At 51.3% G+C, this 22442-nt stretch carries 19 protein-coding genes and 1 other RNA gene; 5 read left to right on the plus strand and 15 right to left on the minus strand.

Features of this window, described 5'->3' with window-relative positions:
- Window positions 1–60: 60 nt before the first annotated feature.
- The 3 genes from BZK40_RS15705 (at window position 61) to BZK40_RS15715 (ending at window position 2337) form a co-directional block, all read left to right on the plus strand.
- On the plus strand, window positions 61–453 hold the full coding sequence (locus BZK40_RS15705) for a DoxX family protein (protein WP_003024847.1): 393 nt from the start codon (window positions 61–63) through the stop codon (window positions 451–453).
- A gap of 72 nt (window positions 454–525) precedes the next feature.
- The gene (gene yqjG, locus BZK40_RS15710) at window positions 526–1512 is read left to right on the plus strand and encodes a glutathionyl-hydroquinone reductase YqjG (RefSeq protein WP_008785878.1); all 987 of its coding nucleotides are present in this window, start codon (window positions 526–528) and stop codon (window positions 1510–1512) included.
- 459 nt (window positions 1513–1971) lie between these two features.
- Complete coding sequence (locus BZK40_RS15715; protein WP_008785879.1) at window positions 1972–2337, plus strand: DUF805 domain-containing protein; 366 nt, start codon at window positions 1972–1974, stop codon at window positions 2335–2337.
- A gap of 108 nt (window positions 2338–2445) precedes the next feature.
- Here the strand turns inward: BZK40_RS15715 and yhaJ are convergent, their stop codons facing one another.
- Window positions 2446–3342: a DNA-binding transcriptional regulator YhaJ gene (gene yhaJ / locus BZK40_RS15720; RefSeq protein WP_003024855.1), complete on the minus strand. Its 897-nt coding sequence runs from the start codon at window positions 3340–3342 to the stop codon at window positions 2446–2448.
- Between the two features lie 104 nt (window positions 3343–3446).
- Between yhaJ and BZK40_RS15725 the strand changes: the two genes are divergently transcribed.
- Together BZK40_RS15725 and BZK40_RS24240 are read left to right on the plus strand one after the other, a co-directional pair.
- A complete protein-coding gene (locus tag BZK40_RS15725; RefSeq protein ID WP_003024860.1) occupies window positions 3447–4148 on the plus strand; it encodes a pirin family protein in 702 nt (233 codons plus the stop codon).
- Between the two features lie 26 nt (window positions 4149–4174).
- Window positions 4175–4324: a protein YhaL gene (locus tag BZK40_RS24240; RefSeq protein ID WP_003828578.1), complete on the plus strand. Its 150-nt coding sequence runs from the start codon at window positions 4175–4177 to the stop codon at window positions 4322–4324.
- A 54-nt stretch (window positions 4325–4378) separates the two neighbouring features.
- Here the strand turns inward: BZK40_RS24240 and BZK40_RS15730 are convergent, their stop codons facing one another.
- From BZK40_RS15730 to garP, 14 genes are all read right to left on the minus strand, one after another.
- On the minus strand, window positions 4379–5689 hold the full coding sequence (locus BZK40_RS15730) for an L-cysteine desulfidase family protein (protein ID WP_057067548.1): 1311 nt from the start codon (window positions 5687–5689) through the stop codon (window positions 4379–4381).
- Window positions 5690–5713: 24 nt separating this feature from the next.
- Complete coding sequence (locus BZK40_RS15735; RefSeq protein WP_020996346.1) at window positions 5714–7045, minus strand: SLC5/6 family protein; 1332 nt, start codon at window positions 7043–7045, stop codon at window positions 5714–5716.
- Window positions 7046–7788: 743 nt separating this feature from the next.
- A complete protein-coding gene (tdcG, locus tag BZK40_RS15745; RefSeq protein WP_008785882.1) occupies window positions 7789–9153 on the minus strand; it encodes an L-serine ammonia-lyase in 1365 nt (454 codons plus the stop codon).
- A gap of 87 nt (window positions 9154–9240) precedes the next feature.
- Window positions 9241–9636 (minus strand): enamine/imine deaminase, encoded by a 396-nt coding sequence (locus BZK40_RS15750; RefSeq protein WP_003828585.1) that lies wholly within the window; start codon window positions 9634–9636, stop codon window positions 9241–9243.
- 13 nt (window positions 9637–9649) lie between these two features.
- Window positions 9650–11944, minus strand: coding sequence for a formate C-acetyltransferase (gene pflB, locus BZK40_RS15755; RefSeq protein ID WP_043017750.1), 2295 nt, complete (start codon window positions 11942–11944; stop codon window positions 9650–9652).
- A 28-nt stretch (window positions 11945–11972) separates the two neighbouring features.
- Window positions 11973–13181: a propionate kinase gene (gene tdcD / locus BZK40_RS15760; RefSeq protein WP_079934942.1), complete on the minus strand. Its 1209-nt coding sequence runs from the start codon at window positions 13179–13181 to the stop codon at window positions 11973–11975.
- Between the two features lie 31 nt (window positions 13182–13212).
- Complete coding sequence (gene tdcC, locus BZK40_RS15765; RefSeq protein ID WP_008785886.1) at window positions 13213–14544, minus strand: threonine/serine transporter TdcC; 1332 nt, start codon at window positions 14542–14544, stop codon at window positions 13213–13215.
- Window positions 14545–14566: 22 nt separating this feature from the next.
- Window positions 14567–15556, minus strand: a complete 990-nt coding sequence (tdcB, locus tag BZK40_RS15770) for a bifunctional threonine ammonia-lyase/L-serine ammonia-lyase TdcB (RefSeq protein WP_003828594.1) — start codon at window positions 15554–15556, stop codon at window positions 14567–14569.
- 98 nt (window positions 15557–15654) lie between these two features.
- Window positions 15655–16593: a transcriptional regulator TdcA gene (gene tdcA, locus BZK40_RS15775; protein ID WP_003828596.1), complete on the minus strand. Its 939-nt coding sequence runs from the start codon at window positions 16591–16593 to the stop codon at window positions 15655–15657.
- Window positions 16594–17560: 967 nt separating this feature from the next.
- Window positions 17561–17937: RNase P RNA component class A (rnpB, locus tag BZK40_RS15780), an RNA gene on the minus strand.
- Between the two features lie 32 nt (window positions 17938–17969).
- Window positions 17970–19115: a glycerate 2-kinase gene (gene garK / locus BZK40_RS15785; protein WP_032934186.1), complete on the minus strand. Its 1146-nt coding sequence runs from the start codon at window positions 19113–19115 to the stop codon at window positions 17970–17972.
- Window positions 19116–19180: 65 nt separating this feature from the next.
- Entirely contained in the window at window positions 19181–20071 is an 891-nt protein-coding gene (gene garR, locus BZK40_RS15790) for a 2-hydroxy-3-oxopropionate reductase (protein WP_003828600.1), read from the minus strand.
- Between the two features lie 30 nt (window positions 20072–20101).
- A complete protein-coding gene (gene garL, locus BZK40_RS15795) occupies window positions 20102–20872 on the minus strand; it encodes a 2-dehydro-3-deoxyglucarate aldolase (protein WP_008785889.1) in 771 nt (256 codons plus the stop codon).
- A 15-nt stretch (window positions 20873–20887) separates the two neighbouring features.
- Window positions 20888–22222, minus strand: coding sequence for a galactarate/glucarate/glycerate transporter GarP (gene garP / locus BZK40_RS15800; protein ID WP_008785890.1), 1335 nt, complete (start codon window positions 22220–22222; stop codon window positions 20888–20890).
- Between the last annotated feature and the right edge of the window lie 220 nt (window positions 22223–22442).

Genomic DNA, 22442 nt, shown 5'->3' on the forward strand with positions numbered 1-22442 from the left:
TGCAGCGTCGATGCACAAAAAAACACAATAAGCCGCCTGAGTGGTTTCCTGGAGAGTATGATGAAGAAATTAGAAGATGTTGGTGTACTGGTAGCGCGCATTCTGATGCCAATCCTGTTTATTACCGCAGGTTGGGGAAAAATCACCGGATATGCGGGTACCCAACAGTACATGGAAGCCATGGGCGTCCCAGGATTTATGCTGCCGCTGGTGATTCTGCTTGAGTTTGGCGGCGGTCTGGCAATTCTGTTCGGTTTCCTGACCCGTACAACCGCGCTGTTCACCGCAGGCTTCACATTGCTGACGGCGTTCCTCTTCCACAGCAACTTTGCGGAAGGTGTGAACTCTCTGATGTTCATGAAAAACCTGACCATCGCAGGCGGTTTCCTGCTGCTGGCTATCACCGGTCCAGGCGCATTTAGTATTGACCGCGTACTGAATAAAAAGTGGTAAGCAAACTATACTGAACACATCAAAAAGCGAGGAGATATCTCCTCGCTTTTGCTATCTGAGGAGGCGAAAATCATGGGACAACTGATTGACGGCGTCTGGCATGACACCTGGTACGATACCAAATCAACCGGTGGAAAATTTCAACGTTCTGCATCGGCTTTCCGTAACTGGCTCACCGCGGATGGCGCGCCTGGCCCTACCGGTGAAGGTGGCTTTGCTGCCGAAAAAGACCGCTATCATCTGTACGTTTCTCTGGCCTGTCCGTGGGCGCATCGCACGCTGATTTTGCGCAAACTCAAAGGGCTGGAACCGTTTATTTCCGTTTCTGTTGTGCATCCGCTGATGCTGGAAAACGGCTGGACCTTTGACGATAACTTCCCGGCGGCAACCGGCGATACCCTGTATCAGCACGAATTTCTTTATCAGCTCTATTTACACGCCGATCCGCACTACAGTGGTCGGGTCACCGTTCCGGTGCTGTGGGATAAAAAGAACCACACCATTGTCAGCAACGAATCTGCAGAAATCATCCGCATGTTTAACACCGCGTTTGATGCGCTGGGCGCGAAAGCCGGAGATTACTATCCCCCTGCCCTGCAAAGCAAAATCGACGAGCTGAACGGCTGGATTTATGACAACGTTAATAACGGCGTGTATAAAGCCGGATTTGCCACCAGTCAGGAAGCCTACGACGACGCCGTGGATAACGTCTTTCAATCTCTGGCACGACTGGAGCAGATCCTTGGGCAACATCGCTACCTGACCGGCGACCAGTTAACCGAGGCCGACATTCGCCTGTGGACCACGCTGGTACGCTTTGATCCCGTGTATGTCACCCACTTCAAGTGCGACAAACACCGGATTAGCGACTATCTGAACCTGTACGGTTTCCTGCGTGATATCTACCAGATGCCGGGTATTGCGGAAACCGTCAATTTCGATCACATCCGCAATCACTACTTCCGTAGCCACAAAACCATTAACCCGACCGGCATTATTTCTGTTGGGCCGTGGCAGGACCTCAACGAACCTCATGGGCGTGACGAGCGTTTCGCATGATATACACGGGTCCACTTTGGGGTTAGGCCGATTAGTTAAGCATGTATGGCGAACATGTGATTTTTGCTCAGGGTTCCGTTCACCTCAGCGGTGTCATTTCTCTGAAACGCCGTTACCCGTGAACGTGCAAGGGAGGCTCACCGCCGCCTCCCTTGCAACCCAGGCTCCCGGCGGGATTGTAAAGGGCGTGGCGGAGAACGCCCTTTACACGTTCACATGAACCAATGCTTAAGAGAAGCGATGAACATAAGGTGAACGGAACCCTTTCTCTGAGAGCGCATATTCATTACTCCCGCCAACACAGGTTGATACTTTCTGAAACTGAGGCGTTCACTGATAATTATTACCCATCAGAGGACCAAATAATTAACACCGCAAATATTTACCATCATTCCATTCACGGCTATTCTTAATTTGATTACTTTAAAAACAAGTAATTGAATGCAGAACGAGGCAAAAATGGATTGGTATTTAAACGTATTAAAGAATTACTTTGGTTTTGGTGGCCGCGCACGTCGTAAAGAATACTGGATGTTTGTGCTGGTCAACATCATCTTCACATTCGTGCTGGGTATTCTGGACAGAATGTTTGGCTGGGAGCGCGCCGGTGGAGAAGGCATATTAACGACGATTTACGGGGTTCTGGTCTTTATTCCGTGGTGGGCGGTACAGTTCCGGCGTTTACATGACACCGATCGTTCAGCCTGGTGGCTACTGGTGCTGCTGATCCCGATCGTAGGCTGGCTGGTGATCATCATTTTCAACTGTCAAAACGGTACTCAAGGGAGCAACCGCTTCGGGCCCGATCCCAAACAGTTATCCTGACGTAGCATATGTAGATGCCTGATGGCGCCGCGCTTATCAGGCCTACAACATACTCCGTCTTCCATGCCGGATAAGGTGCTTCGCACCGCATCCGGCGTAACAGTCAGGCTATTTACCCGCAAACAGCTTGGGGATTTCCCGCAGACACCAGGATTTCGCCTCGCCCATGCTGTCACGACGCCAGGCCATAATAATATCTATCTCGCTTGTCGATTCCGGACTAACGACCCGCAGCCGACCAGCCGCAATATCCTCTTCCACCAGTGGGTACGGCATCGTCGCCACGCCAAGTCCTGCCAACAGCGCCTGACGTTTATCTTCTATCGTACTCACCGTCAGACGCGGCTGCTTATCCAGCAGTTGAACCGTCAGCACTGGACGTTCACGGGCGGTATCCGCTACCGCGATCCCACGGTATTTAACGCGGGTGACTTCCGATAACGGTTCCGGCTCCTGATGGATGGGATGATCCGGGGCCGCTACATAGACGTTCATCAGCGAGTACAGCTTGCGCGAGTTGATTTCTGAGGATGAGCGAAAATGCATATCCGGCGCAATCACGATATCCGCCCGCCCCTGCTCAAGACGCTCCCACGCCCCGGCCAGAACTTCGGTAATAACGGAAAGCTGGGTATTGGCCTTCCCGGCAAGCCTGTCGATCAGCGGGAAAAACGCCGCCGTCGGCACCAGCGCTTCGGTAACGATAGTCAGATGCGTTTCCCAACCGCGAGCCAATGCTTCGGCATCGGTAGTCAGTTTATCCGCAGCTTCCAGCAGTACGCGCCCGCGCTCCAGCAACATACGCCCAACGTTAGTGAATTTTGTGCGGTGGCCTGAACGGTCAAACAGCACCACGTCCAGCTCTTCCTCCAGCTTCTGCATGGTATAGCTAAGTGCGGAAGGCACGCGTCCCAGTTCGTCTGCCGCAGCAGCAAAACTACCGCGTCTGTCTATTGCGTCCATGACGCGTAACGCTTCAAGCGTTAAAGCCCTTTCTTTGGCCATCTCGTTCTCATTCAGGAAATTTGAACATACCGGGCAGAATATCTGGCTAACAATGCAGCGTCTAGCCATTTAACATAAAAGGAAGTAAAGAGAGGTCAAGAACTATGATTACTACCCGTACAGCCAAACAATGCGGGCAAGCAGACTACGGCTGGCTGCAGGCCCGTTATACCTTCTCCTTTGGACACTATTTTGATCCTAAACTGCTGGGTTATGCCTCGCTGCGTGTTCTGAACCAGGAAGTTCTGGCACCGGGGGCCTCTTTCCAGCCACGGACCTATCCGAAGGTGGATATCGTCAATCTGATCCTCGAAGGGGAAGCGGAGTACCGAGACAGCGAAGGCAACCATATCAAGGCCAAAGCAGGTGAAGTTTTACTGCTCGCGACACAGCCCGGGATTAGCTATAGCGAACACAATATCAGCAAAGACAAACCGTTAACCCGGATGCAGCTCTGGTTGGACGCCTGCCCGCAGCGTGAAAACGCCTGTGTACAGAAAGCCACGCTGGGCACCGGTAAGCATCAGCTGCTGGCCTCGCCGGACGGTGAACAAGGCAGCCTACATCTGCGCCAACAGGTATGGGTGCACCACGTTGAGCTGCAGCAAGGTGAATCGTTGAGTTTTCAGTTACATGGGCCACGTGCTTATTTACAGTCGATTCACGGCAGATTCCATGCGGTGACGTCTGGCGCCGAAAAAGAAGCGCTCACCTGTGGCGATGGGGCATTTATTCGTGACGAAACTAACATAACGTTAGTCGCCGATACTCCGCTGCGCGCTTTGCTGATAGATTTGCCCGTATAGTCAGGGAAAACAATGGAGTACGACTATTGAGCAAGAAATCATCAAAAAAACGCCAGCCTCAGGTTGAGCCGAAAAAACAGGAAACAGTTACCTTCGGCTATGAAGAAATGCTGACAGAGCTGGAAGCGATTGTGGCCGATGCCGAACTACGGCTGGAAGACGAAGAAGCCGCCTGAACAGGCGGCTTAGACTTATGCCGGGTGGCGTCAACGCCTTACCCGGCCTATAGATTAATGTGCCTTACTGGCCATGATCTCAATAATCTGCTTGTCGGTTTCCTGCATTGAACGACACGCCAGCGCACACAGGTTAGCGATAGATTGTTCAACGTTATGCGCCACAATCCCTTCGTTGCCGGTTACAGCAGTATCATCCAGCGCCATCAGTACCGCTTTCCACGCCGCGGAAGCACTGGTTGAGACTTTCATCGCGCAGCTGTTTGAAGCGCCATCACAAATCATTCCGCTCACGTCGCCAATCATGCTACTGATCGCCATCGCGATGGTGTTGTAGCGACCATCTACGATCCATGCCATCCCCGCAGCTGCCCCCATCGCCGCCGTGGTTGCTGCACACAGTGCAGACAAACGCGGAAGCTGATGATGGATGTAGATAGCGCTCAGATGAGACAACATTAGCGCACGTGCCAGTTTCTCCTCATCCGCGCCAAAGTGCTCGGCCACCACCATCACCGGAACAGTCGCGGTAATGCCCTGATTACCGGAGCCGGAGTTACTCATGGCCGGCAGCGTCGCCCCGCCCATTCGCGCATCCGACGCCGCACTGGTACGGATCAGAATAGAGGTGGAGAGATCGTTCGCCAGCAGGCCACGCGCACACTGCTTCTCAAGCGTGGTTCCGATGTGCAAGCCCCAGTTACCGCGCAGCCCTTCCTGAGACAGCGCACCGTTCAGTTTTGCCGCATCGAGGATAAAGCGGATCGACTCAAACGGTACCGCATTCACGAACGCCAGAATCTCTTCCAGCGAGGTGTGAGACAGTATCGCCAGCGGCGACTCCTGTTCCTCTTCCTGAGCATTCTGTTCTGTGGTGAACACTACGCCCTTATTGGTCTCGATGTGCACAATGTTGGTATGACCGCCCACAATCGTCACGCACGCCCATCCTTCAGCGCTGTAAACCTTCGCGCGGGAAAAGAGGATGTCCTCGCAAGGCTCCTGCAGCATCACCGCAACCTTGCCAGCGCTCAGCATCGCTTTCGCATCGGCGATCGCTTGTGGCGACGCATCTTTCAGTACCTCTAAACCGGCACGGGCATTTCCCCCCAGCGCACCCAGCGCCGCCGCGACAGGTAACCCGACCATTCCGGTACCCGGCACGGTAACACCCATGCCGTTTTTCATCAGGTTCGGTGAGACCCACGCGTCAATGCGTTCAACCGCGCCGTCCAGCTCAGAGGATGCAACCGCCGCCGCCAGAGCCAGAGAGATAGGTTCTGTACAGCCCAACGCAGGCTTAACTTCTTCCTGCACCGCGCGGATAAAACTATCCCATAATGGATTCAATGTAGTCTCAAACATAACAACAACCTTTGCTCAAATATCTCAGGAAAATGCCAGGAACGGAGAAACGCACAACAGCAGGCCCGTGAAAATAATCAGATACAGGGAAGCGCCTTTGTATTTGTGCAGTGCAGGAACTTTGTAGACCAGCCAGGCCGGGATCAGACAACCCACCATGCCGAAGATAGGGCTACAAATAGAGGTGAAGCTCAGCACCGGCGCGTTGAGCACAATTGCGCTCCAGGCCAGCAGGATGGCAAAAATCATAATGCCGCGCTGAACAAAGGTCTCGTTGATTTTCTCAGCCGGCATATAGCGGCGCAGAATGTTCATCACGATCCCTTGAGTCGCTTCACGGAAACCTAAGTAGACACCGAAGAAAGCGGTCATAACGGCGAAAATGTTCAGAATAACGCTGACGATTTTCACCCAGCCAGCACCCGCACCATTGATAAATTGCGCGGCAATCGCCAGAGCGGAAATGTTCTGCTCATAAGCTTTAACCGCTTCGTCGTGGCCCATCGCCAACGTGAAGGAAACGGCGTAGAAAAAGACGGTAACAAACAGAATACCGAACGCGATGTTCATGGCACGCAGGGCTTTATGGCGCGCCACTTCGATGGATTTGTTGCGTGAACGGTATGAGATAACCATCGGGCTTAAGGTCTGAATAAACAGAATCGAGGTCAGCGTAAACGGCAGAGTGATGATCGCATTTTTGATCAGCAGCGCCATCGGCGGCAGTGAACCCGCGTTATGCAGATGCCACATCCCTACCATCGACACGCCAAGCGCTGCCACAACCAGCAGCTTGGTCATTACCATGCCGGTGGAGATTTTAAACAGCATTTGTTCCCCGCGTGACGAGATAGCCACCAGGATGCAAATCAGTACCAGGCCATAGAACGGGCTGTCGGACAGTAAACCTTCCGTCACACCAAACGTGTGCAGATAGGAGGCGCTGTCATTGGTGATGGCGGTGGAATAAACGAACATCCAGATAACCAGCATCACAAAATACAACGCACCTAACAGGATGCCCCAGTTCTTACCCAGATAGCCGCTGATCACGCTCGGGTAGTCTTTACACTCTGGGGACTCAGCCAGCGTGTTGATAAACAGGCGCTGGAACAGGTACATGGCTGGGTAGCCGATGATAGAGGAGAGCAAGAACACCCACAGCCCCATCAATCCTACCTGGACAGGAAGAAAAACAATCCCCGCGCCAATTGCCATACCGATACTCATAATGACCCAGCCGGTGTCCGTGCTGTCGAATTTAATGGCTTCACGCCATTCGCTTTCGGTCATTCCCGCCCGACGTGCCGGAGCAGATGCGTCGAGTATTACGCTACTATTCGTTGCCGTTTCCATAATTTCCCGCTCAATATGTAGGTAGAGGTTTTTATATTTTTTTCGTACTGCATCAATGCGATACGCAGTACTTAGGTGCAGGTGAGCTATTGGAGTAATGAAGAAATCATACGCGCAGGATCAGAGAAAAACTTCACAAATAAACCCCTGTAATTTCTAAAAGTTAAGAAATATTTTCTATTTTATATGCATATGTAGGATTTAAATTCTATTTTTGAAGCAGATCACAACAAAAAATGTACACCAAAGTGCTAATGCTGATCAGTTAACACCTCACCTTCTGCGTTTTTTGTTAAAACAGCAAAACAGATTTAACTGGAAGTCAGAGGGTTGAAGCGATGACCCCGGTCCGGCTGAAAATCGATGAGGCGTTGACGGCTGACCGGGACTGCCCGCAGGGATGCGGGCAGAGGGGACGGCCTGCATGGATGTAGGCTCGGCCCGACCCGACAGGCAGACGGAATAAGACGAATAGCTCGCGCAGCGACGATTTTCCCGCCGGGAGCCTGGGATGCAAGGGAGGCGGCGGTGAGCCTCCCTTGCACGTTCACGGGTAACGGCGTTTCAGAGAGATGACACCGCTGAGGTGAACGGAACCCTGAGCAAGAATCACATACTCACCATACATACTTAGCTGAGAGGTATTACACCAAAGTGCACTTTTTTATCATGCCGTATTGATGAATTCATTGCCGGATGGCGGCGCTTACGCCTTATCCGGCCTACAAACGCACCTTTTCATCTCAGGTACAGACCACTTTAATCGCCAGACCACCGCGTGACGTTTCGCGGTATTTGTCGTTCATATCTTTGCCCGTTTCATACATGGTCTCGATCACTTTATCGAGCGAAACGCGTGGCTCAGATGTGCGACGTAGCGCCATACGCGCGGCGTTGACGGCTTTTACCGCGTTGATCGCATTACGCTCAATGCAAGGTATTTGCACCTGTCCAGCAACCGGATCGCAGGTCAGCCCCAGGTTATGCTCCATGGCGATTTCAGCCGCAATACAAACCTGCGACGGGCTACCGCCGAGCAACTCGGTCAGCCCGGCTGCCGCCATTGAACAGGCTACGCCAATTTCACCCTGGCAGCCGACTTCGGCACCAGAAATAGAGGCGTTCATCTTATACAGCGCCCCTATCGCCCCCGCGGCCAGCAAGTAACGGGCAATGGAGTTTGCATTCACCGGACGGCGGAACTTGTCGTAATAGGCCAATACGGCAGGGATAATTCCACATGCGCCGTTGGTCGGTGCCGTCACAACCCGGCATCCGGCGGCGTTTTCTTCGCTCACGGCCAGCGCAAACATGTTGATCCAGTCAATAACGTTCATCGGGTCGCTGGACAGGTTATCGCTGGAAACCAGCAACCGGCGTAATGCCACAGCGCGGCGCGGGACGTTAAGCGGGCCAGGCAGGACGCCTTCGGTGTTCATGCCGCGCTCAATTCCGGCATGCATGACGTCCCAGATGGCGGCAAAACCAGCATCGATTTCTTCTTTGCTACGCATCGCCAGTTCGTTCTGCATCATCAGACCGGAAACGGATAGCCCGTTGCGCTCGCACAGTTTCAGCAGTTCGCTGGCGGAATGAAAATTGTAGGGCACGTGTGCTTCAACATCATGCGCCTGACCAAATTGTTCCTCTTCAACGATAAAACCACCGCCGACGGAGTAATAGGTTTTGCTTAATAGCGTCTCGGTACCGTTCCATGCGGTGATACGCATGCCATTTTCATGGCGCGGCAGCGTTTCGGCGTGAAAGAGGATATTTTTGTCTGGGGAGAAATCGACAATATGCGTGCCCTCTGCAACCGGTAAACGTCCGGTACGGGCCACTTCCTGAGTAAAACCAGCGATAGAATCTATATTAACGTTTTGCGGACTGTTACCGGCCAGCCCCATCATGATGGCGACATCTGTCGCATGACCTTTTCCAGTCAGGGAAAGTGATCCATAAAGATCGACCACAATATGCGTAGCCTTGGGGAGTTCCCCGCTGCTGACCAACAGATCGATAAAGCTTTTACCTGCGTTCATTGGCCCCACGGTATGGGAGCTGGAAGGTCCAATGCCAATCTTAAAAATATCGAATGCGCTAATCATATCCACACCCTCGGATTGCCGTTCAGTGAAGACCAGGTTTCACACTCATTAAGGATCGGGGCGATCCTTAGATCGCCCCGCAAGGGATTACAGCGTGTCGCCACGTACGGCGATGGCTTCAATCTCCAGCTTCACATCCTTTGGTAAGCGGGCGACCTGCACGCAACTGCGCGTGGGGTAGATTGCCTTATGCTCATCAAAGAACTGCTGGTACACCTGATTAATGGTGGCGAAGTCGTTCAGGTCAGAAACGAAAACGGTCGTCTTCACGATATCGCTCACTTTCAAACCTGCGGACTCGACGATCGCTTTCACGTTTTCCAGGCTTTGACGCGCCTGATCGGCCACGTTTTCAGCCACTTCACCGGTCTGTGGACACACCGGGATTTGACCTGACGTCAACACCATGCTGCCCAGATCCACACCCTGTACGTAAGGCCCAATCGCCCCTGGCGCACATTCGGTTGCAATTACTTTTCTCATAGTCCCTCCGGCGTCAGAGCGCCTGGGTGAAAGTACGTGAAATAACATCCTGCTGCTGTTCGCGGGTCAGCGCGTTGAAGCGCACCGCATAGCCAGACACGCGGATCGTCAGGTTCGGATAGTTTTCCGGGTGCTCAATGGCATCCATCAACATTTCACGGTTCATAACGTTAACGTTTAGATGCTGACCACCTTCCACATGTGCTTCATGGTGGAAGTAACCGTCCAGCAGACCGACCAGGTTGGTTTTACGCACTCCATCCTCTTTGCCCAGCGCTGCCGGCACAATGGAGAAGGTGTACGAGATACCGTCTTTGGCATAGGTGAACGGCAGTTTGGCAACCGAGGTTAACGACGCCACCGCACCTTTACGATCGCGGCCGTGCATCGGGTTCGCCCCTGGCGCAAACGGCGTACCTGCGCGACGTCCGTCCGGCGTGTTACCGGTTTTCTGTCCGTACACCACGTTGGAGGTAATGGTCAGAATGGACTGCGTCGGCACCGCGTTACGGTAGGTTGGCAACACCTTAATTTTCTTCATAAAGCGTTCGACCAGGTCGCAGGCAATGCTGTCTACGCGCTCGTCGTTGTTACCGTATTGCGGATAGTCGCCTTCGATTTCGAAATCAACTGCCAGACCATTTTCATCACGAATCGGTTTCACGCGAGCGTATTTGATAGCCGACAGAGAATCCGCCGCCACGGACAGACCCGCCATACCACAGGCCATCGTGCGATAGACATCACGATCGTGCAGCGCCATCAGCGAAGCTTCGTAGCTGTACTTGTCGTGCATGTAGTGGATGATGTTCAGCGCACTGATGTACTGCACGGCCAGCCAGTCCATAAAGTGGTCCAGGCTCTCCATCACCGTGTCGTAGTCCAACACGTCATCCATCAGCGGTGCCGTTTTCGGCCCGACCTGGATTTTCAGCTTCTCATCCACGCCGCCGTTGATTGCATACAGCAACGTTTTGGCGAGGTTGGCACGCGCCCCGAAGAACTGCATTTGCTTGCCGATAACCATCGGGCTGACACAGCAGGCAATGGCATAGTCATCGCTGTCAAAGTCGGCACGCATCAAATCGTCGTTTTCATACTGCAAAGACGAAGTGATGATAGACACCTGGGCGGCGTACTTTTTGAAGGCTATCGGTAGCTGCTCAGACCACAGCACCGTCAGGTTCGGCTCAGGTGCCGGGCCCATGGTGTGTAGCGTATGCAGGTAGCGGAACGAGTTTTTCGTCACCAGCGTGCGGCCATCCAGTCCCATACCGCCGATAACTTCGGTCGCCCAGATTGGGTCGCCTGAGAACAGGGTGTCGAATTCCGGCGTACGCAGGAAGCGCACCATACGGATCTTCATAATGAAGTGGTCGATCAGCTCCTGCGCCTGCTGCTCGTTTAAAATTCCCGCTTTGAAATCGCGCTCAATGTAGATGTCGAGGAACGATGCGGTACGGCCCAGCGACATAGCACCACCGTTCTGAGATTTCACCGCAGCCAGGTAAGCAAAGTACACCCACTGCACCGCTTCCTGCGCATTACGCGCCGGACGGGAGATATCGCAGCCGTATTTCGCCGCCATTTCCTGCATTTGCAGCAGGGCGCGACGGTGTTCAGACAGCTCTTCGCGCAGACGAATCGTGGCTTCAAGATTCTGGCCCCACTCCAGGTTCGACTGGAGATCGGCAAACTGCAGTTCACGCTCACGCACCAGATAGCGGATACCGTACAGCGCGACGCGGCGATAATCACCGATGATACGACCACGACCGTAACCATCCGGCAGGCCGGTCAGCACGCCGGATTTACGGCAGCGCAGCATATCCGGAGAGTAGGCGTCGAATACGCCCTGGTTATGGGTTTTACGCAGTTCAGTAAACTGGTATTCAAAATCAGCATCCATCTCACGACCATAAGCATCAAAAGAGCTTTTGATCATATTGATGCCGCCAAACGGATGCAGAGCACGCTTGAGCGGCTTATCCGTTTGCAGACCGACGATTTTTTCCAGTTCTTGTTCAATATAACCCGCATCATGCGCGGTTATCGTGGTAGCAATATTGGTATCGAAATCAACCGGCGCGTGCGTCGAGTTTTCAATACGGATGCCCGCCATGACTTTTTCCCACAATGCAGTGGTCGCAGGCGTTGCTTCGGCGAGGAAAGATTCATCCCCTTCATAAGGCGTATAGTTGTGCTGAATAAAATCACGGACATTAATTTCTTCTTTCCAGTCCGTACCTTTAAAGCCATTCCAGGCTTCGGCATACAGCATATCGCTGGTATCGATATTTACCTTCATGAAAAATAATCTCTCTGCTGAAATTTAATTATGCAAATTCTACTGGTGTATTAATTTTGCCTAAGGCAATGGCATCACGCGCAATCATTTTCTCTTCATTTGTGGGAATAACCGCACAAAAAACACGAGCATCTTTATTAGAGATAATTCTTTCGCCATGGGAATTTGGCAGGCTATTCATTTCGCTGTCGATATTCACCCCTAAAACGGAGAGATGTTCAATAACCAGACGACGAATTAATACCGAGTTCTCACCAATTCCGCCGGTGAAAATAATCCCATCAAGACGATGCAGCGATGCGGCATGTCCGGCGATATGGCGTGCAATACGATGCACAAACGTTTTAATCGCCAGCTGCGCACGCTCATGTCCTTCGTGCCAGGCTTTTTCTAACGTACGTAAGTCAGAGGACAAACCGGAAATACCCAGTAAACCGGACTCTTTATTCACTACGCGCTCAAGGTCGCTCAGCGTCTGGTTGGTTTCGCTGGCAATCCACGCCATCGCGCCGAAATCGACGTCGCCGCTGCGTGTGCCCATCATCAGCCCTTCCAGCGGCGTCATGCCCATTGAGGTATCAACGCTCTGTCCATTACGTACCGCACAGATTGACGCGCCGTTGCCCAGGTGCGCTACAACCAGACCGGAGTCATCACTCTGCAGTTCGAGAAGCTCATGCGCTCGCTGAGAAACATAGCGATGCGACGTGCCGTGGAAGCCATAACGACGAACGCCCAACTCCTCATAATATTTCCACGGTAAACCGTACAGATAGGCCTCAGGGGCCATCGTCTGGTGGAAGCTGGTATCAAATACCGCGACCTGCTGCACGCCTGGGAAAAGGTGCTGAGCAGATTCAATCCCGCTCAGGTTCGCATAATTATGTAGCGGTGCTAATGGCGATACCCGGCGAATATTGTCGATAACTTCGTCAGTAATAATTGCTGATTCGGTAAAGATATTTCCGCCGTGGGCAATGCGGTGGCCAATTAAGGCCACGCTGTCCATTAAATTACGTTTCTCCAGTTCAACGGCAATTGCTTTTAATGCGTCTTCGTAGCTGTGGTGAGCCAGCTTAGCTGGCTCTCCTCCATTAATTGCTATGAACGCATTTTCAGAGTTAATACCGTCTGCAATTCCCGCCATTAAAACTTCACAGTTTGCTGCATCCAGCACTGAGAATTTAATGGAAGACGAACCACAGTTAATAACCAGTACTACCGGAAACTCATTCATTTCACTACTCCGCTCATCCTGAGCTTAAGGATTAAAACAGTTTGTAGACGATGTTCAGGATGGTCAGCAGACCAATCACGGTAACAAACACGTTATCCAGACGGCCACGGTATTTCGCCAGTGATGGCGCTTTACGGATGGCATACATCGGCAGCAGGCAGAGCAGAGAGGCAATAATCGGCGCGCCCATTGCTTCAATCAGGTCCAGGATGTTCGGGTTGGCGTAAGCCACAACCCAGGTGGATCCCATGATGAAGATCATGCTGATGGTATTAAGTTTGCCGGCAGAAACTTTCGTTTTATCGCCTTTATAACCAAACTTCAGCACCAGACCATTCAGACCTTCCAGCGTGCCCAGATAGTGGCCGAAGAAAGATTTGAAGATAGCAACCAGGGCGATGATTGAAGCACCGTACTCCAGAACAGTTGCGAAGGTGGACTTCGTACCGGACAGTGAAGCGAAGTGGTTTGCCAGGTAAGACAGCACAGGAATGTTTTGCGCTTTCGCATCCGCCATGTTTGCCGGAGACAGCGTGAACAGGCAGCTAAAGGCGAAGAACATTACCACCGCAACCATCAGCATACTGGCGCGGGAGATGATTTTGGAACACTTCTGCTCGGTAAATTCACGACCGTAATCTTTCTCATACTCTTCACGTTTAGAGACGACGAAGGAAGAAACGATTGGCGAGAAGTTGAAAGAGAACACCATGATGGAAATACCCAGCCATACGGTAACCAGGATGCCGTCATGGCCAGTCAGGGCGATATTGCTGATATCAACCTGATCGATAACCGCAGAGTTCCAGTAAGGGATCAGGGACAGAGAAATAAGCACCAGGCTGGCAATGAACGGCCATACCAGGTAGCTCATCACTTTAACCATCAGATCTTTACCAAACCAGATGACGAATGCCATCAGCAGCAACAGGAACAACGCCACGAAGCCACGGTTCAGCGCGGGCATCTGCAGCTGGTTTTCCCAGAAGGTCATAAAGGTGTTGGTAATGGTGACGCCATAAATCCACAGCAGCGGACAAATCGCAAAGAAGTAGAGGAACGTGATAACCACGCCGCCCGTTTTACCAAAGTGCTCTTCAACCGTTTCTGTGATGTTGCCGGAAGGGTTAGAACCGGAAAGACACAGGCGTGCCAGCGCACGGTGGCAATAGAAAGCGATGGGGTATGCTAACACCAGCATGATCAGAATGGGGATCAGTCCGCCAAAACCTGCGCGGATAGGGAAGAACAGCACCCCAGCGCCGATGGCTGTACCAAATAAACCCAGTGTCCAGGTGGTGTCCGATTTGCGCCAGGACGACTGTTTTGTCTGGCTGGATACAATGCTATCAGTAGTACTCATATCCTATCCTCAACGAAGTATATTAAGCGTCAACTAAACCAGTAATTTGAGATACACGAGAAAGGTCGATATTACCGCCAGAAATAATGCTGACTGTTTTTCTGTTCTGGATATAGCTATCTAATTTCCCGCTTAATAATGCTGCGCATGCCAGCGCGCCGGCACCTTCAGTCACAACTTTATTTCGCTGAATTAATGCCACCATGCTGTTGCGAATTTCATCTTCGCTGACCAGGACAATGTCATCCACCAACTCACGAACAATTTCATACGTTAAAGTACCCGGGCGGGAAACGTCACAACCATCCGCCAGGGTGCCGGTCGTTCGGTGCGTGGTTATTTCTCCAGCGTGGAAAGAAGCCGCCATGCCGTGAACGTTTTCAGACTGCACGCCAATAATTTTAATGGTCGGGTTAATAGACTTAATTGCCACCGCAATACCAGCAATCAGTCCACCACCGCCAATTGGCACAATCACGTTATCGACATCGTACAAGTCTTCCAGAATTTCCAGACCAATAGTGCCCTGACCAGCAATAACTTTCGGGTCATCATAGGGTGGAATAAAGATGCGGCCTTCAGTTTCCACAATCTCGCTAACCTTAGCGATGGTGTCGTTGAAGTTGTCGCCGTGCAGTACAACTTCTGCGGAATAATCGCAGGTTGCCGCTACTTTAGACTTCGGTGCGCCTTTCGGCATCACCACTTTGCCGTCGATTCCGAGCATAGCGCAGGAGAGAGAAACACCTTGCGCATGGTTACCTGCAGAGCAAGCCACCACGCCCTTACATCTTTCAGCTTCGGTTAATGAACTGAGCTTGTTAAAAGCACCACGGATTTTAAATGAACCGGTACGCTGCATGTTTTCAAACTTGAGGAAAATTTCCCCTTTGCAACGTTCACTAAAATAGTTAGAGCGAGGCATTCCCGTTTTATAAATTTTCCCCGCAAGTCTTTTTTTCGCTTCGAGGATATCTTCAATTGCAACTGGGAGATCGTATGTAATGTGCATTAGAACCTCTTACCTGGGTATTAAAGTAAATAGATAGCCGTGACCATTGTCAGATATAGACAAATGGCGTTTATTTCGTGTTAAAACAAATTCAATCTTTAATCAATTTCAATTAATTGCCTTCGTCTCCGACAATTATATGATGAATATTCTTTGGCTAATTCCACCAAAATAGATGCTGCTTTTTTAATTCGATAATTTTTCGACCACACGGCGGCATAGCGCGCGACGGGTAAGGTTTCTTCTACCGGGATAGTAATAAACTGGTTTGAGCCAAACGGTGTGGTCATATCGCAGGGAATTACTGTTAAGAAATCAGCATTGAGAACAAGATTATAAATCGTAACGACAGAGTCTGTTTTAACGATGTTTTCACTGCTGATGCCATTATTCTGTAACGTGGTAAGAAGTTCGCTGTAGTACCCCATATTCGTTTGTGGCAACACCCACTGTTCGTTTTTCAACGCGCTCAGCGAGGTGATGCCGGTGCATGTTCGGGACTTGCTGGCAACCAGGATAAAGTCTGACTCAAAGAGCGGCTCAACATGCAGATCGTGCAGTTTCATCTCATCACTCAGCGTACCGATGGCGAAATCCAGACGTCCGTCACGGATTGCCGGTAAGAAGGAGGAGAGCTGAGCTTCATACATAGAAACCTGCGCCTTCGGGAACACTTCTTTGAATTTTTTAATCATGCCGGACATGATGGTGAAGGCAATCAGTGAAGGAAAGCCAAACGACACATCAACGACCGCGTTGCTCGTCATGCTGTTCATCTCATCAACCATGTTTTTCATTTCACGGGTAATAGATTCAGACCATGAGAGCATCACCTGCCCTGCCTGAGTCAATGTCACACCAGTATTTTTACGTACAACTAACTCAATACCGAAATAAGCCTCTACATCATTAATGATTTTGCTGACAGCCGGTTGAGTTAAACCTAATTCTTTTGCAGCTGAGCCGATAGAACCGCTTCTAATGACTTCCTGAAAGACCACTAAGTGCTGTGTTTTAGGGAGTGTAATAGTATTCATATCGACCTGCGTTAATTACTTTGTTGACGGCAGGAAGTGTACCAAATTAAGCGAACAAGGATATGTGCTACCCCTCACAAATCCCCTTGACTTACATTTTGTAAGACTATCGTTAAAATTTAAATCACTTAATAATCATATAGATATGAATTATCGATCTCACTTTATCCTGACTTTAGTCAAAAAAAGATGGGGGGATAACGATTTTTTATGGCTATAACACCCCCATTTTTTCCACTATTTTTTAAAACCATGAAAGGCTATATTTCAATCAATTACAGAACAATTATCAGGCAAGATGGCGCTTAAATTTAATAAACAACTTATCAAATTTAATTATATTTTAATGATTATGGCGATTAAATAACGTTATGCATCACATTTTTTCGCCACATTTGTTTGTAAAGAAACATTGCATTTATTAAAATTCAATCTAAAAAATACAAACAATTATCATATGCAACATTATATTAACACTGATTTTGTGCGATTTATTAGCAAGTAATTTTGTGATGGCGATCGATTGCGTTCGATTATTCTCGAGAAAAACGTATCTCACAGCGTTTTGTGTTGGCCGTCACAAAATTAGAAATATCCACCGACAAATTCCCCTCAGATAAAAGAAATTCGGTACCTAAATAATAGGGATATAAAAATTAGATAAGAAGGAAATAAGCGCCTGCATCCTCGAAAACCAATCTCAATGCTCGCTGTAAAACTTCTGCCGGATGGCGGTGTAAACACCTTATCCGGCCTACAAAACCACTCTCTCCCCCAGTAGGCCTGATAAGCGCAGCGCCATCAGGCATGGCAACCTGCCCAGAAAGCAAAAACCCCGCCGAAGCGAGGCCTTATAAAGAGTGAAGCTGACCGATAAGCCGCGTTCTTTTGAGCATAGCGTCGTGGACAGTCATTCATCTGGCTTACCCAGAAAGCAAAAACCCCGCCGAAGCGGGGTTTTATTAAAGAGTGAAGCTGACCGATAAGCCGGGTTCTGTCGTGGACAGTCATTCATCTAGGCCAGCAATCGCTCACTGGCTCAAGCAGCCTACCCGGGTTCAGTACGGGCCGTACCTTGTGAACCCCTATTTGGCCTTGCTCCGGGTGGAGTTTACCGTGCCACGGACTGTTACCAGCCGCGCGGTGCGCTCTTACCGCACCCTTTCACCCTTACCTGATCCCACTTGCGTGGGCCATCGGCGGTTTGCTCTCTGTTGCACTGGTCGTGGGTTTCCCCCCCAGGCGTTACCTGGCACCCTGCCCTATGGAGCCCGGACTTTCCTCCCCTCCGCCCGTCTCCCCCGAAGAGGACGACGACGAAGCGGCGACTGTCTGGTCAGCTTCGGCGCGCAGTATAGAGGGTTTGCGGGGCAATGTCACCCCGCACTGCGCATTCCTATCGCTAACGTGGCAGCGATGTTTCTTGAGGCGCGATAAATATTATCAAATGCCCCACGGAAGGCCTCTTCCAGCGTGCTGATGCTGGTCAATACGCTAAATACCGCATCGATACCATATTGATGCACTACCTCCACATCGCGCGTCAGGCTGCCGCCAATACCAATAACCGGCTTGTGGTACTTCTTCGCGACATTCGCCACGCCTACCGGCACTTTGCCGTGAATGCTCTGGCTGTCGATCCGCCCTTCGCCGGTCACCACCAGCGTACAGTCGTGAATATGCTCTTCCAGATTGAGCGCCTGGGTCACAATCTCGATACCGCTGCGCAGCTCGGCGCCTAAAAAAGCCATTAATGCCGCGCCCATTCCGCCTGCTGCACCGGAGCCTGGCACATCTTTCACATCGACCCGCAGCGATTTTTTAATGATGTCGGCATAATGAGACAGATTACGGTCCAGTTCGAGAATGCGTTCTTCCGTCGCCCCTTTCTGCGGGCCAAAAATGCGCGAAGCGCCAGAATCGCCGATGAGTGGATTAGTCACATCACAGGCCACGCGAATGGAACAGGTTTTTAAGCGCGGATCCAGACCCGAGATATCGATGGAGTTCAGACTCATCAGGCTTCCACCACCATAGCCAATTTCTGTCCCGTTGGCGTCGCAAAGTTTTGCCCCCAGCGCCTGCACCATACCCGCGCCACCGTCGTTGGTGGCACTGCCGCCGATGCCAATAATGATGCTCTGCGCACCGCTATCCAGCGCCTGCAAAATCAGCTCTCCGGTACCTCGTGACGTAGTGACTAAAGGGTTGCGCTTTTCAGGAGGCACCAACGCCAGACCGCTGGCTGCCGCCATTTCGATAAACGCAGTTTTACCATCTCCAGACATGCCCCAGCAGGCATTCACTTTTTCGCCCAGCGGCCCCGTTACTTGCGCTGAATGTTCACTCCCTTGCGTCGCGGCAATCATGGCTTCAACCGTTCCTTCGCCGCCATCGGCAACCGGAACAGAAACATATTGCGCATCGGGGAAAATTTCCCGAAATCCTTTTTCTATTGCCTGAGCTACCTCGGTGGCAGAAAGGCTTTCTTTATAAGAGTCTGGGGCAATTACGATTTTCATAGTTATGTAGCCTGACTGTGCCGCGCAAGGCAAGAAATACAGGGCGCACATCCGCGCCCTTCTTGTTAGCGAGTGACTTCCACTTTCGCCAGTTTTTCGTAGTAGCATGCGAGCGCACTGTGATCGGCAGTACCCAATCCATCTGCGCGTAGCGCCTGCATCATCTCCATGACTGCTGCAGTCAGCGGCAACTGAGCGCCAACGCCATGAGAGGTATCCAGCGCGTTCGCCAGGTCTTTGATATGCAGGTCAATACGGAAACCTGGTTTAAAGTTGCGATCCATCACCATCGGCGCTTTTGCATCCAGCACGGTGCTGCCTGCCAGCCCGCCACGGATCGCCTGATACACCAGATCCGGATTCACACCCGCTTTGGTCGCCAGCGTCAGCGCTTCAGACATCGCGGCAATGTTCAGCGCCACAATCACCTGATTCGCCAGCTTGGTGACGTTACCCGCGCCAATTTCACCGGTATGCACCACGGAGCCTGCCATCGCTTTCAGCAGATCGTAGTACTTGTCGAAAATCGCTTTATCGCCGCCGACCATCACCGACAACGTGCCGTCAATCGCTTTTGGCTCGCCGCCGCTGACCGGCGCATCCAGCATATCCACGCCTTTCGCTTTCAGCGCATCGCTAATTTCACGGCTGGCTAACGGCGCGATGGAGCTCATGTCGATAAGCACTGTGCCCGGTTTCGCCCCTTCAATAATGCCGCCTTCACCCAGTGCCACTTCCTTAACATGCGGAGAGTTCGGCAGCATGGTGATGATCACATCACACTGCTCAGCGATATCTTTCGCCGTGGCGGCAGTTTCAGCGCCTGCGGCAATTACTTCCGCAATGGATTCCGGGTTACGGTCAGCAACCACCAGCGAGTAACCTGCCTTGAGGAGGTTTTTACTCATTGGTTTACCCATAATACCAAGGCCAATAAAACCAACTTTCATTGTCATGTCTTTATCTCTCTCTACTGTCGATGGTGGTTATTTCTTAAAAGAATCAGCCAGTTTCTGCGTGGCTGAACGGAACACGCCAAGGTCGCTGCCAACAGCAACAAACGTCGCGCCCCACTCCAGATAACGACGCGCATCCGCCTCTACCGGGGCCAGAATGCCGCTTGGTTTGCCGTGTGCTTTCGCGCGGGCAAAAATGTGCTGGATAGCTTTCTGCACATCAGGATGTGACGCATTGCCGAGGTGACCTAGCGCCGCGGCCAGATCGCTTGGTCCGACGAAGACACCGTCAACGCCTTCTGTCGCCGCGATTGCGTCAACGTTATCAACGCCCTGCTGACTTTCGATCTGCACGATGATGGTGATGTTCTTATTCGACTGCGCAAAGTAGTCCGGTACGGTGCCAAACATATTGGCGCGATGGGATACGGACACGCCGCGAATACCTTCCGGCGGATAGCGGGTCGACGCCACAGCGTTAACCGCTTCTTCTTCCGTCTCAACGAACGGGATCAGGAAGTTGTAAAACCCGATATCCAGCAGACGCTTGATAATTACCGGCTCGTTGGTTGGTACACGCACTACCGCCGCGCTGTCGCTGCCTTTCAGCGCCATCAATTGCGGAATAAACGTCGAGATATCATTCGGCGCATGTTCGCCATCCAGTACCAGCCAGTCAAAACCTGCCAGGCCTAAAACTTCGGTACTGATTGGGCTGGCCAATGCAGACCAGCAGCCAATCTGAATTTGTTGCGCCGCGAGGGCCGCTTTAAACTTATTCGGGAAAATCGTGTTATTCATCGCCTATACCTTTGTTTATTTCTGCAATTCCATACGTTTAATGTCACCGACAATAAACAGGTAGCAAACCATTGCCATCAGCGCCGAGCACCCTACAAACATCAGCGCAGCATTAAATGAGTGCAGCTCGCTCACCAGATACCCAATCACCAGCGGGGTGACGATGGAAGCCACGTTGCCAAATACGTTAAATACCCCACCGCACAGACCGACAATCTCTTTCGGCGCGGTATCGGAAATCACCGGCCAACCCAGCGCGCCGAAACCTTTACCGAAGAACGCCAGCGCCATCAGCGCCACCACAAGAGCGGTATTATCGGTGTAGTTACACAGAATAATGGTCGATGCGAGCAACATGCCGAGCACTATCGGCAGCTTACGCGCCAGGGTAATGCTGAAACCACGTTTAATCAGATAATCAGAGAACACGCCGCCGAGCACGCCACCGAAAAACCCACACAGTGCCGGAATCGAAGCCACCAGGCCCACTTTCAGAATCGACATACCTTTTTCCTGAACCAGGTAAATCGGGAACCAGGTGAGAAAAAACCAGGTAATAGTGTTGATAAAATACTGGCCAAAGAACACACCAAGCATCATACGGTTCGTGAGCAACTGCTTGATATAATGCAGTTTAGGACCACCTGACTTCACATCGCCCGGCTTTTTATGGTCCATATCCACGACCGCGCCGTTTTCAGAGATAAACTTCAACTCTTCTTGCGACATGCGCGGGTGATCGGTTGGGTTATGAATAAACTTTACCCACAGTCCGGTAAGCACAAAACCAATCACGCCCATCACGGTAAAGACGTGCTCCCAGCCCCAGGCGAAGGTCAGCCAGCCGAGCAGCGGGGAAAACAGCGCCAGGGAGAAATACTGTGCGGAGTTAAAAATCGCGGATGCCGTGCCGCGCTCTTTCGTTGGGAACCAGGCTGCCACGATACGGGCATTAGCCGGGAAGGATGGCGCTTCCGAGAAGCCCAGCATAAAGCGCATGATGAACATTGAAATACCCGCCCAGGCCAGCGGGAACATGTCCACAAAGCCCTGCAGGAAGGTAAACAGTGACCAGAAGAACAAACTGTAGGTGTAGACTTTCTTCGAGCCGAATTTATCCAGCAGCCAGCCGCCGGGGATTTGCATCAACAGGTAAGCCCAGCCGAAGGCTGAGAAAATGTAACCCATTGAGATGGCGCTGAGATGTAACTCTTTCGCCACTTCAGTTCCGGCAATAGACAGCGTCGCACGGTCCGCATAGTTAACGGCTGTAACAATAAATATTATCAGCAATATTAAATAACGGGTGTGCGTACCTTTCTTTTTCTCGACAACTGTATCCAATATCATTCTATTTACCTCGGGCACATAAAAGGTTTTTATTATTATTTTGTGGGTGTTTCTCGTGATAAATTACCGATAATAAAAATAGATAATAATTTATCAGACGTTATGAAACCGTGATTTAGTATAATCATCAGCACAACGTTAATCATTGTGCAAGTGCTCATTAAATACACGTTATTAAATTAATGTTTTGGGCATATGCACACAAGCATGGGCGCTAATG

The sequence above is a fragment of the Citrobacter portucalensis genome, assembly GCF_002042885.1.
GTDB lineage: Bacteria > Pseudomonadota > Gammaproteobacteria > Enterobacterales > Enterobacteriaceae > Citrobacter > Citrobacter portucalensis.